14 protein-coding genes are annotated in these 17,008 nt (G+C 47.0%); 4 read left to right on the top strand and 10 right to left on the bottom strand.

Annotation, left to right across the window (positions count from 1 at the left end; all coding sequences use genetic code 11):
- Nucleotides 1-349 precede the first annotated feature (349 nt).
- Nucleotides 350-3,148, top strand: a complete 2,799-nt coding sequence (locus tag ACSF8X_RS22955; RefSeq protein WP_500851615.1) for a molybdopterin-dependent oxidoreductase — start codon at nucleotides 350-352, stop codon at nucleotides 3,146-3,148.
- A 78-nt stretch (nucleotides 3,149-3,226) separates the two neighbouring features.
- On the opposite strand, the gene ACSF8X_RS22950 is transcribed toward ACSF8X_RS22955, so the two are convergent.
- The 4 genes from ACSF8X_RS22950 to ACSF8X_RS22935 form a co-directional block, all read right to left on the bottom strand.
- A complete protein-coding gene (locus tag ACSF8X_RS22950) occupies nucleotides 3,227-3,646 on the bottom strand; it encodes a PACE efflux transporter (RefSeq protein WP_500851614.1) in 420 nt (139 codons plus the stop codon).
- 212 nt (nucleotides 3,647-3,858) lie between these two features.
- Nucleotides 3,859-4,272 carry a hypothetical protein gene (locus ACSF8X_RS22945; RefSeq protein WP_500851613.1) on the bottom strand — a complete coding sequence of 138 codons (414 nt, stop codon included), beginning with the start codon at nucleotides 4,270-4,272 and terminating at the stop codon, nucleotides 3,859-3,861.
- Nucleotides 4,273-4,477: 205 nt separating this feature from the next.
- Nucleotides 4,478-5,371, bottom strand: a complete 894-nt coding sequence (locus ACSF8X_RS22940) for a sugar phosphate isomerase/epimerase family protein (protein ID WP_500851612.1) — start codon at nucleotides 5,369-5,371, stop codon at nucleotides 4,478-4,480.
- 176 nt (nucleotides 5,372-5,547) lie between these two features.
- Nucleotides 5,548-6,759 (bottom strand): sugar efflux transporter, encoded by a 1,212-nt coding sequence (locus tag ACSF8X_RS22935; protein ID WP_500851611.1) that lies wholly within the window; start codon nucleotides 6,757-6,759, stop codon nucleotides 5,548-5,550.
- Between the two features lie 167 nt (nucleotides 6,760-6,926).
- On the opposite strand from ACSF8X_RS22935, the gene ACSF8X_RS22930 reads away from it, so the two are divergent.
- On the top strand, nucleotides 6,927-7,850 hold the full coding sequence (locus ACSF8X_RS22930) for a helix-turn-helix domain-containing protein (protein ID WP_500851610.1): 924 nt from the start codon (nucleotides 6,927-6,929) through the stop codon (nucleotides 7,848-7,850).
- 254 nt (nucleotides 7,851-8,104) lie between these two features.
- Here ACSF8X_RS22930 and ACSF8X_RS22925 read toward each other — a convergent pair whose 3' ends face one another.
- The 4 genes from ACSF8X_RS22925 to ppsR all read right to left on the bottom strand — a co-directional run bounded on the left by ACSF8X_RS22925 (nucleotide 8,105) and on the right by ppsR (nucleotide 12,744).
- Nucleotides 8,105-9,328 (bottom strand): toll/interleukin-1 receptor domain-containing protein, encoded by a 1,224-nt coding sequence (locus ACSF8X_RS22925; RefSeq protein ID WP_500851609.1) that lies wholly within the window; start codon nucleotides 9,326-9,328, stop codon nucleotides 8,105-8,107.
- Between the two features lie 64 nt (nucleotides 9,329-9,392).
- Nucleotides 9,393-10,835 carry an SIR2 family protein gene (locus tag ACSF8X_RS22920; RefSeq protein WP_500851608.1) on the bottom strand — a complete coding sequence of 481 codons (1,443 nt, stop codon included), beginning with the start codon at nucleotides 10,833-10,835 and terminating at the stop codon, nucleotides 9,393-9,395.
- A gap of 125 nt (nucleotides 10,836-10,960) precedes the next feature.
- Nucleotides 10,961-11,446 (bottom strand): TIR domain-containing protein, encoded by a 486-nt coding sequence (locus tag ACSF8X_RS22915; protein WP_500851607.1) that lies wholly within the window; start codon nucleotides 11,444-11,446, stop codon nucleotides 10,961-10,963.
- A gap of 461 nt (nucleotides 11,447-11,907) precedes the next feature.
- Nucleotides 11,908-12,744: a posphoenolpyruvate synthetase regulatory kinase/phosphorylase PpsR gene (ppsR, locus tag ACSF8X_RS22910; RefSeq protein ID WP_500851606.1), complete on the bottom strand. Its 837-nt coding sequence runs from the start codon at nucleotides 12,742-12,744 to the stop codon at nucleotides 11,908-11,910.
- A gap of 180 nt (nucleotides 12,745-12,924) precedes the next feature.
- Here ppsR and ppsA point away from each other — a divergent pair, with 180 nt between their 5' ends.
- Both ppsA and ACSF8X_RS22900 read left to right on the top strand, forming a co-directional pair.
- On the top strand, nucleotides 12,925-15,297 hold the full coding sequence (gene ppsA / locus ACSF8X_RS22905) for a phosphoenolpyruvate synthase (protein ID WP_500851605.1): 2,373 nt from the start codon (nucleotides 12,925-12,927) through the stop codon (nucleotides 15,295-15,297).
- Between the two features lie 176 nt (nucleotides 15,298-15,473).
- Entirely contained in the window at nucleotides 15,474-15,959 is a 486-nt protein-coding gene (locus ACSF8X_RS22900; protein WP_500851604.1) for a VOC family protein, read from the top strand.
- A gap of 80 nt (nucleotides 15,960-16,039) precedes the next feature.
- On the opposite strand, the gene ACSF8X_RS22895 is transcribed toward ACSF8X_RS22900, so the two are convergent.
- Nucleotides 16,040-16,369 (bottom strand): NirD/YgiW/YdeI family stress tolerance protein, encoded by a 330-nt coding sequence (locus ACSF8X_RS22895; RefSeq protein WP_500851603.1) that lies wholly within the window; start codon nucleotides 16,367-16,369, stop codon nucleotides 16,040-16,042.
- Nucleotides 16,370-16,732: 363 nt separating this feature from the next.
- Entirely contained in the window at nucleotides 16,733-16,999 is a 267-nt protein-coding gene (locus ACSF8X_RS22890) for a hypothetical protein (RefSeq protein ID WP_500851602.1), read from the bottom strand.
- Between the last annotated feature and the right edge of the window lie 9 nt (nucleotides 17,000-17,008).

Genomic DNA, 17,008 nt, shown 5'->3' with positions numbered 1-17,008 from the left:
TAGTTACTACACTGAGCCACAGCAAGGACAGTGCCATCCCCAACAGCTGCACATTCATCATCAGGTAACCAATTGTTAAGCAATCACTTTTAAATTAATCCGTACGCTTATAACCTCTCCCCAGCCCCCCGTTTAGCCTCACCATCTGCACCCATGACGTGCAACGAAGGGGCATTTGCACCAATCTAGCCCCGAGTCAGAACGATGCGATTCTTAGGAAGAGGCCACCCGCTAGAAACCAGAACCTACCGCCATCAATACGTTTATCGATAGAAAGACGCACCACCTACTCTCCCTACCAATATTGGCGCGGTTATTGCTGTGCTAAGCATTGGATGAGGAGAATGTCATGGATAAAAAGACAAACGGATGGATCAAGACAACCTGCCCCTATTGCGGGGTAGGTTGTGGGGTAGAGGCCAAACCCAACGCAAAGGGCGAATTGGATATTCGTGGCGATCAATCACACCCCGCCAACTACGGCAAGCTCTGCTCAAAAGGGCTGGCGCTCGGTGAAACCGTCGGGGCACAGGGGCGTTTGTTACGCCCCTCTATAGAGGGTGAACCCGCATCTTGGGATCAGGCACTTGACCATGTCGCCAATCAATTTTCCGAAGTCATTCGGCGACACGGCAAACAGGCGGTGGCATTTTATGTCTCTGGCCAGCTGCTCATTGAAGATTACTATGTTGCCAACAAGCTGATGAAAGGGTTTATCGGCACCGGCAATATCGACACAAATTCTCGCTTGTGCATGTCATCAAGCGTGGCTGGCCATCAACGGGCCTTCGGTGCAGATCTGGTTCCGGGGTGCTATGAAGATATTGAGCTGGCGGATCTGGTGGTTCTGGCGGGATCAAACTTGGCGTGGTGTCATCCAGTACTCTTCCAGCGGCTACGCGCCGCACAAGCAACACGCAATACCAAGGTGGTGGTGATTGATCCGAGAAAGACAGCCAGCTGTGATATTGCGGATCTGCACCTGCCACTCAAACCGGGCAGCGACATCGCCCTATTCAACGGCCTGCTGGCGTACCTCAACAAACACCAGCATCTCAACGACCGTTACATCGCCGAGCATACCGAAGGTTTTTGCCAAGCTCTCGCCACTACTTCCGATTTTGCTAACCTCGATACGATAGCCGCCGCAACAGGGCTCGCTATCTCGGACATTGAAGCATTTTACCGCCTGTTTGCCCGCCACCCGCGTACCGTGACCGTTTACTCCCAAGGCATCAATCAATCGTCATCTGGTACAGACAAAGTCAACAGCATCATCAACTGCCATCTGGCCACCGGCCGTATTGGCCAACCCGGCAGCTGTCCGTTTTCCGTCACCGGCCAACCCAATGCCATGGGGGGCAGAGAGGTCGGAGGATTAGCGACCATGCTGGCCGCACACATGGCCTTTGACAATCCGCAGCACCACCAGCTGATCAGTCAATTCTGGCATACAAACAAGTTAGCCGATGCTCCGGGGCTCAAAGCCATCGATATGTTTGATGCGATAGAAAAAGGCACCATCAAAGCCATTTGGATCATGGCCACCAACCCAGCTGTTACCCTCCCAGTGAGTCGAAAAATCAATAAAATCCTCGAAAACTGTCCTTTTGTCGTCGTGTCTGACTGCATGGCGAAAACCGATACCTTACGCCACGCTAATGTCGCACTGCCCGCGCAGGGATGGAGCGAAAAATCCGGCACGGTGACCAATTCAGAGCGGCGGATCTCTCGCCAACGGCGAATATTGCCCTCCCCGGGGGAAGCAAAACCAGACTGGTGGATGATCTGTGAAGTCGCCAAAAGAATGGGATATGCAGAAGCCTTCAACTACCGCCACGAAGGCGAAATCTTTAGCGAATATGCCACGATGACAACTCTTGGCCGTGAAACGGAACATCATAACGGCAGGCCCCCATCTTCTCCTGACCGTCCCCCTGCCACACCTCGCCCGCTTAACCTTGCTGGACTGGTCAATCTGAGCCACTCGCAATACCAGCAATTACTCCCCCAACAGTGGCCCGTATACCAATGTGATCAGCCGACATCTCGGCTATTGAAAGATGGGAGGTTCGCAACTGCGTCAGGCAAAGCGCAATTTATCCCCACCACCCACCACCAGCCTGCCTCTGCACCGGACAGGCAATTCCCCCTCATTCTCAACACCGGACGGCTCCGCGATCACTGGCATACCCTAACCCGAACCGGATTATCACCAAGGCTATCCGAACACATTAGCGAGCCATTTATCACCCTGCATCCGCTCGATGCCACCAGATATGGCTTGGATGATGGCCACTTGGCGCGAGTATCGAGTCGATACGGCCAAGTACGATTACGCGTGAGAATCAGCCATGACACCCAGCAGGGACAAGCCTTTGCCCCGTTTCACTGGAGTGATAGCACAACCAGCCTCGGCAATATCAACAGCCTCATCGGGGCACACCGCGATCCACTCTCGGGGCAACCAGAATTCAAATGTACCCCTATCAATATTCACCCGCTTGTATGCGAAAGCGAGGCCCTACTGACAACCCGGAGCATCATCAGTAACGAGCTGTTTGCACGCTATGCTATCAACAGCTGGACGGTACAACGCATCACACATGGCTACCTGTACCGAATCAGCTCGGGGCAAGCACCATGTTGGCTATCACAGAAACTTCAGCAGCTTCTCGCCTTCCATGAAACAGCAGTGCATGAAAAAGCCCACTATAAAACAGCCAAGCATAACGATGAGCTCTCGCCACCAAACCAACACAGCCCCACACAAACCATCATGATTGAAAACCACGCTGAGTACCGCGTAGTCTACCTTGAGGCCCAGCGCATTCAGGCAGCCTTTGTGGTGACCCCTGCTGAGCCGAACCTTGAAAAAGACTACATTTATACCTTGCTCACCCGTTCGCTAAATGATCCCTTGGTACAATCCCTTTTTACCGGTCGATCATCACCCGACATACAGGCAGGGCGAACCGTGTGCAGTTGCAAAAACGTCGGCCATCACACCATCACCCGCGCTATCCGCACCCACAAACTTCACTCAGTGACCGGGATCAGCCGCTGTACCCAAGCAGGCACAGGGTGCGGCAGCTGCCTTCCCGAGTTACAACAACTTCTGGAAGATACATTTATCCCCCAAGAATAAAACAAAAAGCCAGTGCATAGGCTGCACTGGCTTTTTGTAAAACAGAGGCCGTATTTCATCGGCGGAAATCAGCCCGACTCACTTGGCTGGCCTTGCAACCGGAAATACCCAGTCATAACACCAGTTATAGATGTACGAATAGAACAGGTAGAAAACCACCAACCCCAAATCCAGCAACAGTGCCTGCCACAGGCTAACGTTAAGCACCCAGGCCAGCACCGGAATCGTAATCACCAGCAAGCCAGCCTCAAAGCCGATGCTTTGCACAACCCGGTGCAAAACCGTTTTCACCGTCGTTTTGAACAGGCGAGGCATCATGGCGTCAAACCACTTGCAGTAGACAAAATTCCACACCGTGGCGATCACCGAAAACAGCACCCCAACCGCGCCGACATGACCAAGTTGGAAACCAAGTTGGCTCAGGCCAAAAACAATAATAACAAGGCCGATCAGCTCAAAGAAAATAGCATGGCGGATTCGATCTGACGTTGTTCTCATAGTAGCAACCTCTTGCAATTCAAAAACGGGAACAACGCCAATTTAACGTTTATTATGATACTTAAAAGCCAATAACCATCACTAAAAATGATAGTAAAGCAAACTGTCTGCGACTCGAGATATACGTTTCGGTAAAAACAAAAAAATACAGCCGCTTAGTAAGCGGCTGTATTTTAGAAATAATAATGCGGTTACACCTTGTCAGGGCAACATCAGTGTCGCTCGTCAATATTCTTGAGCGAACGGAAAAAGAGCCCCAGCCCCCCGATAGCCAATACCAAAATCATGATCAGCTCGAACGCCGTCATGGTTCTGAAACTAAAGCGAATGGACGATATAACACCGATAATCAGGGCGGAAACCGATCCCACCGTCAACAACCACGCAATAATGTTCCTACCATTGAAGAACAGCAAGCCGATACCGAACATAAACGGGATCATGATCATTCCGCCTGTTATCCCCACACCAGAACCCAACACGGAGAAACTGTATAACCTCGATCCCAATCCAAAGCTCGAAGATACCGAAATGGCATTAAACAACAGATAAAACCCGCCGCACATCATAATCAAACCGATAAAGAACTGCCCAACGCCACCCGTTGTACCGCCTGCTCCATTCATGCTTACGTCCTTATTTTGTGATAGTTCCGACCACTTTACTGGATGGATATTCAATTAGCAGCACATTGAGCCTCGATATCTAAATTTTGAGCACTCACAGGCATATCAGAATGTAACGGCACACCGTGACGTACAGAGCTTTCGAACAGCAGAAACCAAACGCAATGGCGTACCAGCCCAAGCCAATCCGCCATCACCGACATGGCTATACAAAAATACCGGTATCCATCAGCAACTGGCGGCTTTTTTTGATATCCATGAAGGCTGTCGCGCTCTGGCCTGGATCGCGATCCTGCTCGATGGTAATCCACCCCCGGTAATTTATTTTCGCCAGCACGTCAGCAATCGCCCTGTAATCAATGACCCCCTCACCCAACGGGCACATCACACCATTGATTCGCGCCTGTCGAAAACCAATCTGATCGGCCAATGCCTGATTGAATCGTCCCTCGTTGAGGTCGCTGAAATTCAAATACTCCAGCCGATCGGCAAAATCAAGCAGGGTATCGGCGGGATCCATCCCAGCGTAATACAACTGGCCGGTATCAAGGCACAAACCCGCATCGGCCGGGGTCAGATCGGCCAAGACCCTTTCAATCTCGTCGCGAAACTCGATATAGCTCGCAGTCTGGGGTTTGACCACAACTCGGATGCCGTAATTCTTGGCAATGCTCGCAATATCACGGATCGTACTGATCATCTGTGCCCAGAGGGCATCATCCAGCCGAGGGGCCGAGGCCGATACCCCAGCCGACAGGTTACGGACATCGTTGACCACATCGATCACAACCAGTTGGGTACAACCGATTTTTTCGAGCATGGCACACAACTGCTTGGATTTGTTAAGGATACTCTCGTAATAAACAGGATCGGATAATGGCTCAATCAATGTTGCGGCACACACTTCCAACCCCTTGAAGTAAAGTGCGGTATTGACCGTATCGGCATCCTGAGGCAAAAAGCCGTTGGGCCCCAGCTCGATGCCGACATAGCCGGCCAGCCACGCTTCCGATACCACACTCATCCAATTGGGATTATGGGGATTGTCTGAGCTATCTACCCCCCAGCAACATGGGGCGCATGCTATTAAGTTACTCATTGTCTCCTCCTAATTTCTACGCAAAATAACGCAAATTACTCAGAGACTAACGCCTGTTACCTAGAATTTGAGTGACCCATGCCTCATCTTATTTTTGCATTTTTGAAAATCAGATTTGACCGGATGGCATACAACAGGGCTAAAGCACAGCAATCACATAACGCTTCAACGCCGTATTACGGCTGTACCGTAACAGTCACTTTGCGCCGCATTGTATATAACTGATCTTGAATCAACCGAAGCAACAAAGCGCCCCCCGCCGCCGACAAACTCACCCAGAATGCACTGTAGTAACTAAAATACCCAGCCAGCACACCAATAGTCACACTTGCCAGCAACATGCTGATTTGCAGCCCGTTGGAAAATAACGTCGTGGCCGTACCCACCTGATCACGCATCATGTCTTGCATCACCACCATGCCCAGCGTGGCCGTCGTGCCGATGAATAGGCCGTTGAATACTTGCAGAGCTAGGAGTGCCCCTTCACTGGTGACCTGTGTCATTCCGATATAGAACAGGCAGCCGAACATCACCCCGAGATTGAGCAAACGGTGAGCCCCCAAACGCGCGACCACAACGCCTACCCCGAGCATAATCGGGATCTCAATCAAGGCGGCCAGCCCCATCATCTGGCCAGCCAAGCCGCTGTCTCGGCCCAGCTCCTTGGTCAGGTAAAGTGGCATGCTGAGAATATAGAGGTTGCTGGCAAAGAACATCAGCACTACCGCCGCCATAAAAACCATCACCTTGGACTGACGATACCACGGGACGCTCACCTCTATTGACGCTATATCTGCATGTTCTCCTTCAGCCGCGCCTTGCTCCTTCATATCGGGCAGATTTAAGAAAATCAGCATACTTACGGTACCGCACACCGCAGTAACCAGAAAGGTCATGGTGAACCCGTAAGTAGACTGGGACAGGAACGCCAACGGCGGACCACACACCCAGGCCAGGGCGATAGTAGCGCGCATAGTGTTGAGGAACAGCGTTCCTTTCCCTGCCAAATGCTGATCGGCATACTCTCTTCCCAGCGCAAACACCTGTGGGAACGCAACGCTGCTGACGCTGGTCACCGAAACCACAACAGCCAGCGCCACCCAGTATTCGCGGTTAAAGGCAAAAATCAGCGCCGTGGCAACGTAGCACAGCGCCGCAATGGTGATCAGCCGTTTGCGGCTCATCCCCTGATCCGAATACCGGGCCAGCCACTGCGACACCACAATCGCGCTGAGCACACTACAAACGAGGTACAAACTAAGCCTAAAAGGCGTGGCACCGAGTGCCTCAACCAAGTACAGGGTTGTCAGCGGAAACAGAAAAGCCCCGCCCAAACCAGAAAAGAAAATCCCGGCAATAAAAAAGAAGATAGGTCGATTCAACGGCATAGCACACTCATCTCATGTTGCGACTGGTTTCACGAAAGTCTACCGCCGCCAACATGGATATGTTGTATTGTTCTGCCGATGAATAATACTATTCCGTCATCATGAAATCCGTTGCTGACCGCCGTTTACTATAGCCAGCGACACGCCAACAAGGACGGGCACAAACCATGAAACCCTATATCGAAAAAATAGGGCAAGATAATAACTTCACTTGGCGGATCGAACATTACAGCTGCCTTGGCAAGGATCATTTATTCGGTTGCGGGTGGCACTATCACCACGAATTTGAACTAGTACTGTGCCACGATCCGCAGCAAGTCACCCGCAGCACCGCGATCAGCGGCGATCGGTGCTACGAGCAGACCCACAACACCTTGGTACTCTATGGCCCCGGCCTGCCCCACATGGTATCCGGCCACTCCCTGCCCGATCGTCACTGCGACGTCGGCAACCATATCCTGTGGTTTGATCCCCGCTGGATCGAAACGATGATCAAGGCAGAGCCCGCCTTGGCAATCCTCGAGCCGATGCTAAAACAATCCTCCAGCGGACTTCGCTTCAGCCAAGCCTGCGCAGAAAAGGTCGCCGAGAAACTGCGCCAGACCCGCGAGCTCTCCCCCGCCCGCCAATTCGGTGCCATCATCGATATTCTGCTTTTGCTGGCCGAAGACCGCCATGCCGAAACGCTGGCCTCTACCACCTATGCCTTCCGCCTGCCCGATGACTCCAGCGGACAGCTTCAACGCTTACATCGGCTGCAAAACTACATCGAGCACCATTACCAGCGGCCAATTCGTATTGCAGAGCTATGCGACATACTCCACATGAGCGAAAGCTCGGTCTACCGCTTGTTCGAACGCCACTTCAACGAAAGTTTTGCCGACCACCTCAAACGCTACCGCATCGGCAAGGCCTGCGAGCGGATCATCAGCACCGAACTGCCCATCGCGCTTATCGCCGAACAGTCCGGCTTTAGCAACCTCTCCAACTTCAACCGCCAGTTCAGGCAAAGCAAAGGGATGACCCCCAGTACATTTCGCCGCTTGTTCCGCCCGACATTGGCAGACACCAGCCGCCTGTGCCCACGTTAACTACCGCTGTCCTAAACACCTATAGCAGCGCATTCATATTAGTTAACCACAACGAAAAGAATGGGGAACAGAGAAACAAGCCCCTTTCCAAGGGGGAAGCTAGAAAGGGTTGCAGGTGAGGGTCATATCAAGCGAGTAGCAATGATAGAAATAAGCCGACTTTGAATGTCGGCTTTAAGGGGGGGAGTGGACAAATTTTTATTGACTACCCCCTCCCGACCGTCTGTTGACAAGATTTGTTTGATTCACAAAGTTTAGAGTAAATTGCTCTTATGGTAATAAGTACCTTTAGATGAAAATGACTTATTTAGGTGAGAATAAATATCTTCAATGCTTTTTTTATGTATCTGAAATTTATCCTCATTCAATGAAATTGAAACTTCTTCAAATGGACTATCTCCACCTGACAAATTAACACACATGATTGTTTTTTTTATTTTCTTAGCAAAAGATAGCTCCATTTCGATCCAAGGTGATTTAATTTCAAAGTCTGTGTTTGTTGAGTTTTCTGATTTTAAAAAAATAACAATATCTGACTGTTTTATTCTTTCCTTTAGAACCAGCTTAGTATAGTCACTGGCTATTTCACGCCTTAAGAAATCATTATCGCTTGTCCAATCCAAATATACTGATAATTTGTGACTATTCAAAGAGTCCTTTAACTGTAAAGCTCTATCGTTATCATGAAAGCTATGTGAAATAAAAATGTCAAATGATTTTTTGCTTTGTATTGAATTGGAGTCTAGCCTTTTTATTAGGTCTCTAGGTGTTACTATAAACTTGTCACGCTCTATGTGATACTGTTTCTGCTTTCCTTTAAAGTTTTTACGAAGCTTTACATATATTCCTGATTTCTGAAGATGATTAAACACCTCTCTTCTTACTTGATTGTTTCTCTCACTATCATTTAATTTCTGTAAGAATCTTATTGACTTCTTACAGTTAAATTTTTTAATCTCATATACAATTTCTAATTTTTCTTGAATGGTAATACCTTTTCGATGATATTGAGATATAAATAGGTCTATATATAATGGCTCCACGCTTTGTGCTAGCTTGTTATTTTCTTCAATCTTTTTTTGGTAAATGTTGTTTTTTATTTCTCTTTCTTCTTTAAATTTCTCATACTCATGATCTCTGACTGCTTTATTGAAGTGTTTTTTATGCTCTTCTTTAAATCTATGAGATATGATCTGTTGAGTCTTAGCTAATCCAAATAAGAAATCTTCTGGCCTTTTATGATGAAAACGAGTCTTCTTTCCATTCATTTTAAGATTTTTATCTTTATCGGTATAATATTGATGCCGACTAATAAGTTCATTCCACTGTCTGGGGTAAAACTCTTTAAATAGATTAAGTATTGTAACTTTGTTATATTCAACAGGGAGGATCTTTGATATTGACTTAAGTGGTTGTGTGAATGACTTCATGTATAAACCATTCTCTTTATTATACTTTCTCTTTACAATTCCAGCCATAGCAATTCTTTATTCTACGTTGAAAGCCATGACAATGCCATGGCTTATATTTTTAATTTTTATATTATTGACTCTTCTCGTTTAGCTCGAGTATTTCTATTATTATGTCAATCAGATTCTCAGACTCAATTTCTAACTCACCTAGTTTTAAATAAAGTTCCTTCATTTTATTTGAAATATTAGGATTATCTTGAATTTGCGTATTTAGCTCAAGCCATAACTCTTTTGACATATACCCTGTCGCACCAATAGGCAACAGGAAAAGCTCATTTTTTTTTGCAATTTCAAACTCTTCCCGCATGCCATTGGAAGATATAACTTCTTCACCATTTAATTTATTTCCAAATAAAAACAATGCTATGCCTGCATAATCTATCATATCTTCTCGATATTTCGTCCAAAGCCCAGACAACGGAATGTCTCCAGCGGTAGATTGTGGAAATGGCCGTAATATAAGCTTGTCTTCAAGTTTTGCTTTTGGACTTTTAAATGTTTGTTCTAGTGCGCCAGAAATGACGGAACTTCCAACGCCTAATCCGAAACCTGAGACAATTCGCATATTTTTAGAAACTAATTTCTTACTTAACTCATATACAAACTTTAAAGCATCATGCTCTTCCATATTTCCGTATTCATGAGCCGCACCTGAAATAAATACAGTTTTAGATTTGAATTTTCTCTCAAGCCTTTTTAGTAAATCGGTAATCTCTCGAAAATCATCAACCAGTATTGTTTTGATGTTGAATCTTGCGAGGTCTTTTACAAAATATTCTTGTTTTCTAGCGCGATACTCGAAATCCACATCGTCTTCATCTTTTTTCTTTTCTACATTTTTTATAAAACAGTAGTGTCGTCTTTGGTTTTTTTCATAAGCTACACGAACTCTGCTAAGAATATAGTCTAAGTTTGGATCGGTAAAACTAAAGCCGATAAAAATGAATGTCTTAGAAATTAGGTCGCCCTTTAAGTTAGCTAAGTATTGTTCCATTTTGACATGATATTTTTCATAATCATCTTTGGTTAGAACTGCTTGACTTGGGTGTTCAACATCGCCGTGCATCTTGTAAACAACAGCATCACGTTTTGGCTTTGTCGTTGCCAAGTGATCTTTAGTATGCTTTATATCGGCAATTTTCCCAGCCTTATCTAGAGCTAATTCTATAACTCTGTCATAGTTGGTAGTCCAGTAAGTTCGGATCGGAAGTCGAGCCAGTATTCTGTGATTCTCAGTTTCTTCAGCTTCTCTTGAAAACTCTTCAATTAATCTTTGGTTTAACTGGCTACGGTTGGCTTCGTTGTCATTACAGTGATATTGAGCGAGAGCGACCAGATCGTTTTCTCTATCAACATCAAGACCTAGTTCATCAGCTATGGGGCGGAGTAACTCTGCCCAGTTTACAAATCCAGCTCCTGCCGACATACCTGCCCCCGCAAAAACTGCTACGTTTTCTTCGGCAAGCTCTTTTCCTATATCTTGTAGAAATGACTGTTTTATTCGGTTTCTCATTATTAGTATCTCTATCGACTCATTTTTATAGCGTTATAAGTGGTAGCAATGATAAGAGCTACACTTTGGTATGTAATGCATCTTTTCGTATAGCAAAGTACGCCCTTTAGTTTGGGATATCACGGCTATTTTTTTCTTTGAGCTATGGCTTTGTTAACCCAAGACTCCATGTTTTCAGCTATGTCCTTGTAAGTCTCTATTGGGTTAGGATCGTAGCAGCTCACGATCGATGACAGTTTTGTTCCATCCTTAAATGTGAATTGCTCAAATGGATTCTTACCTTTTAGGCTTTTTCCGTTGCGAGGGCAGGCTAAGTTATGAATATGAATGCCAAAAATTGGTTTTCCATCATTCCAAGCCTTTTCAATTTCGTATTTAACCCAAGGACGAGCGTGAGTCTCTTTCCCCACAAGCACGATAACGCATTGCTTGTACTTCAAATTGTCATCGATCCAGCGTTTGATAGATGCGTCACCGCCACGTTTTACTGTTTCCCAATCGTTAGCTGAAACTGGGGTGTTGCCTTCAAGCGCACCTATGTTCCGAACTTGCTGCACGCGCATTACATCATTTCCGTAATGGAAACTAAAAAAAACTGGTTTTCTAGCCATAATTACACCTTTCTGAGTCAATAGGTTTCAAAGTTGCTCATATGCAACTTCTCATGTATCTAGATTTGGGGTTGTTACTTCAAATTCAACCCATTAAGCTGAATTTATTGAAAATATGGCAAAGGTATGAGTTTGGTGTAACAGCACATTAACAAGCTACTTTTGATTGTTATGATCTAAGTCGGTAATACCAGTATCGACCAAGCTATCAGTTTCAAAGAAGTAGACTATTGCACACGTCGCAATCGCCTTAAGAGTTGTCGCACTACTAGTACCAGATGATTGGAGATGCCAGCTTGAAGAAGCAAACAAACACAATATTTTAAAAAGGTTAAACATGTTTAAATTTACATTGATACTCAACCATTATTTTATGTATGGCAAACTAAGTTAATCATTATCCTCCCCTACCCCATAAGCATTTCGAAATCCTATCCCCTGAACAAACCCGGATAACACCATCAGCAAAACAGGCTGCGCTTCAGCCCGGTTCTTTCCAAGATTCGGGTGGTGATTTCCTCCACCGACAGTGACGAGGTGGTGATATAGGGGATCGCTTCTCGCCTGAAGAGTGCCTCTACCGTGTCGACCTCCAACTGGCACTGCTTCGCACTGGCATAATCACTTCCCGACAGGCGGTTTTCTCGAATCTCACTCAGGCGCTCAGGGGCGATAGTCAACCCAAACAGTTTATGGCGGTGGATCTCAAACTCCGGCATCAACCGGATTGCGGCCAGATCTTCGGCAATAAGGGGATAATTGACCACCCGCAGGCCAAACTGCATTGCCATATAGAGGCTGGTTGGGGTCTTGCCACTGCGCGACACACCCAGCAGAATGATATCGGCCTCATCCAAGCCTTTGAGCGTAATACCGTCATCATGGGCAAGGGTGTACTCAACGGCGGCTATACGATCGAAATAGGATTCGGAGTCTTTGCCTACGCTGCGAGAGCGCTGCAATTGAGGTTGCGGTGCCATCTGAATATCATCTTGTACCTTCTGCACAATATTGCCCAGCACGTCATAGTTGTGCGCAGGCGCGCGGCAGACCATCTCGCGCACATCTGGCAGCACAATAGAGAAGAAAACCAATGGCTTAATACCACTATGCTGGTAAGAAGCCTCAATTTCCTTGAACACCTCTGCCGCCCGCTCTGTGCTATCAACAAACGGAAACGTTTTTTCATCGGGGATGAAGGAAAACTGGCTCAGAACAACATGCCCTAACGTTTCACAGGTGATGGCCGTTCCGTCAGAAACATAGAATACGTCACGTCTTTGGCTATTTATTTTCATTTTTGTTTATTTTTTCATCGCTTATTGAGTAGTATGCGAGCTACATCATATAAATAAATCACCTCGGCATTCAGTTACATTCCCCACAGCTTTGGAAATCCGGAGCAATTTTCCACGCTGAAATGTAATCGATTGCTTTTGATCTTCCCTACAACAGCTGTAATGTTTCTGGAGAAAAACATGCAAAAGAACATCCTCTGGTTCAACGGTCTATCCATGGATGATGTCGACAAGGTCGGCGGTAAAAATGCATCACTCGGCGAAATGGTTTCCAACTTGGCTAACGTGGGGATATCCGTACCCAACGGGTTTGCGACGACTTCGCATGCATTCAACCGGTTCCTCGACCACGACGGGCTGGACGAGCGTATCCACCAACTGCTCGATGAACTGGATATTGACGATCTGGACGCACTTCGCAAGACCGGTGCCACCATCCGTCAATGGGTATTGGAGGCGCCATTCCCGGCCGATATCGAGCAGGATATCCGCGAAAGCTACCAAGAGCTTACCGACAACCATCCCGAAATATCCGTCGCAGTTCGCTCTTCAGCCACCGCCGAAGATCTCCCGGATGCCTCTTTTGCCGGCCAGCAGGAAACATACCTGAACGTCAAAGGGATCGATGCCGTCTTGGAGGCCACCAAACACGTTTACGTTTCGCTGTTTAACGACCGCGCTATCTCGTACCGTGTTCACCAAGGCTTCAACCACCGAGGGATCTCGCTATCAGCCGGGATCCAACGCATGGTGCGTTCAGACAAGGCCGCTTCGGGGGTCATGTTCACGCTCGATACCGAGTCGGGGTTCGATAAGGTGGTCTTTATCACCTCATCGTGGGGGCTGGGCGAAATGGTCGTACAGGGAGCGGTGAATCCCGATGAATTCTACGTCCACAAGCCGATGCTATCGGCAGGCCACCACCCTATCGTGAAAAAGGTCTTTGGCTCAAAACAGATCAAGATGATCTACGCCGACAGCCAAGAAATCGGCAAACAAGTTGAAACCATCAACACCTCAGCAGACGAACGCAATACCTTTTCGCTCACAGACGACGAAATCAAAGAACTAGCCAAACAGGCGATGATCATTGAAGCGCACTACCAGCGCCCGATGGACATTGAATGGGCCAAAGATGGCATTGACGGCCAGCTTTATATCGTCCAGGCCCGCCCAGAAACCGTATGCTCCCAAAACAAAAGCAACGTTATCGAACGCTATGAGCTAAGCAACAAGACCGACGTCTTGATCGAAGGCCGCGCTATCGGTCAGCGTATTGGCAAAGGGCCGGTACGGTTGGTGGACAGCTTGGATCAAATGGCGCTGGTTCAACCCGGCGACGTACTGGTTACCGACATGACCGATCCCGATTGGGAGCCGGTGATGAAAAAGGCCGCCGCCATTGTTACCAACCGGGGCGGCCGGACATGCCACGCTGCCATTATTGCCCGTGAACTCGGCATACCGGCTATCGTCGGCTGTGGTGATGCCACCAAGCGTTTGGCAGACAGTGAAAACGTCACCGTGTCTTGCTCTGAAGGCGAAACCGGCTACGTGTACCGTGGCGAACTGGAATTTGATATCAAGCGCTCCTCGGTAGACGAGCTGCCGCATCTGCCTACCAAGGTCATGATGAATGTCGGCAATCCCGATCGCGCTTTCGACTTCGCCCAGCTTCCCAACGAAGGCGTTGGCTTGGCACGCCTCGAATTTATCATCAACAAGATGATCGGCATCCACCCCAAGGCATTGCTTAATGCCGACGAGCAAGACGAAACCCTAAAAGCCGAGATCGCCCATGCCATTCGCGGCTACAAAGACCCGATTGATTTTTACGTCAGCAAACTCACCGAAGGGATCGCGACTATTGCCGCTGCCTTCTGGCCCAAGCGCGTTATCGTTCGCATGTCTGATTTCAAATCAAACGAATACAGCAACCTGGTCGGTGGCAAGGGCTATGAACCCCATGAGGAAAACCCGATGCTGGGCTTCCGTGGGGCATCCCGTTATATCTCGCCGGTTTTCGAAGACTGTTTTGAGCTTGAAACACAGGCGCTCAAACGCGTGCGTAATGAAATGGGCCTGAAGAATGTCGAAATCATGATCCCGTTCGTCCGTACGCCAAGCGAGGCGGCATCGGTTATCGACCTGCTTGCCAAATGCGGCCTGCGCCGGGGCGAACAGGGGCTGAAAGTCATCATGATGTGCGAAGTGCCGTCCAACGCCATCCTCGCCAGTGAGTTTTTGAAATATTTCGATGGCTTCTCGATTGGCTCTAACGACATGACCCAACTTGTGCTGGGGCTAGATCGTGACTCGGGCGATATCGCGCACCTGTTTGACGAGCGCAACCCCGCCGTGAAGGCGATGTTCAAAATGGCGATCGACGCAGCAACCCACGCAGGAAAATACATTGGCATTTGCGGGCAGGGCCCATCCGACCACGATGATCTGGCCCGCTGGCTAATGGCACAGGGGATCAGCTCGGTATCGCTCAACCCCGATACGGTTATTGATACATGGTTGAAGCTGGGCAATATGAACCAGCCATAATACCGGCCCCTCCCATCTCAACCACCCTATCACCAATCGGTGATAGGGTGGTTTTTTGATAACTCCAAATTATCATTTATATAATTATTGATAATTTCAAATAATATCAATACCTCCATATACTCTCCTCATCGAAACAAATCACGCATTCATCCTTTTAGATTTCGGAGCAGATTATGAAAATGAATCATGTGGGTATCATGGTTGGCGACATGGACAAAGCCGTTGAGTTCTACACCAATGCCTTGGGCCTTCGCGTTGTTATGGGCAATACCAAGGTGATTGAAGAGCGCGAAACCGCCATCGGCAGAATGTGTATCGCGGTGTTCGGCGAGGGCTTCAAAGGCTTCAACATTGCCCACTTGGTCACCACAGACGGTATTGGCGTTGAACTATTTGAAATGAAAGAGAGACAAGAACGCCACGAGGTCGATTTCTCCCGCTTGGGCATTTTCCACTTCTGCCTGCAAACCGATGATTTCGCGGGCACAATTGAAAAAGTCGAGAAGTTCGGCGGCAAAGTCAGAATGGACATCATGCGCTATCACCCAGAAGATGATAACAAGCCGGCCAAAATGGTTTATCTGGAAGACCCGTTCGGCAATCTATTCGAACTTTACTCGCACACTTACGAAGAAACGTATGCGTCTGACTACGAGTAACCCAAAATACAAAGAGGAAGACTGGCATAGACCAGTCTTTCTTTTTATATTCTAAAGAACAAGGTGTTGCGATATTAATTTTATGTTTTCCTTATCTTTTCAACATCAATGATTTTCGAACCCCAATTCGAGTCTACTTTCCCGCGAATAGTAATTTGCTCATATAATTCTACTTGCAAACGAGAAATATAAACTTCATCAACTTTTATATAAATATTTCCAGTTTCATCATGGAATAGATACGTACTGTCTCCCATCGACCTCTTAATATAACCCGTCAATCTGACTTCATGCCCAACTTCAACCTTTTTAGAGGCTGAGACTGTATATACAAAGTTATTATTATCTGCAGTCACTAACTCATCTGGTGATGAAAAAAACATCAAAGAAGCAATAATTAACGATTTCATCTCATACATTCCCGTTCGTAAAACATGCGGATATCATAAGTACAAGAATGTGAAGAATTCGTTAATGATTACGCATCACTAGCACAAAAAAACAAACCTTGCGCGTGAAATTTATTGCAGAACCATACCTATTTAACATAAGGCAAGCATCAACTATCAGGACTCTATCTTCTGTGATCGCAATCCTTATTAACATATTCCACAGATCTATCATCATATATAGTGCTATCTCGCAGTCAACGGCGTGCCCCTCAACACTGGCTTTGCTAAGCCAAGCAAATCCTGCATATTAGTGACAATACATTGTGTGCAGCTAATCATCATCGCGGTAACGAAGAAACGGATAGAATACAGGTACTCTGTTTACATGATAAAAATATATAAAGTAATTTTGTTATTCCTGCTCCTGTTACCGTCATTTGCATATGCCAATGGCGGTTCTCCCATTCTATTATTTATTAGCTTTAGCGTATTCATGACCGGACAGGTGTGGATATTGTTTTCTGAAACCCTATTTTTATCAAAAATATCATCCTTGGATTTCAAAAAAGCATTTAAACTTGTATTTTCAGCCAATGTTGTTTCTACAATCATTGTTGGTGTTGGTTTTCCAATTCTACTTGCTTCCATTTTTATATT

It is taken from the genome of Photobacterium panuliri, assembly GCF_059920555.1.
This window is presented reverse-complemented; position numbering and strand designations above follow the sequence as displayed.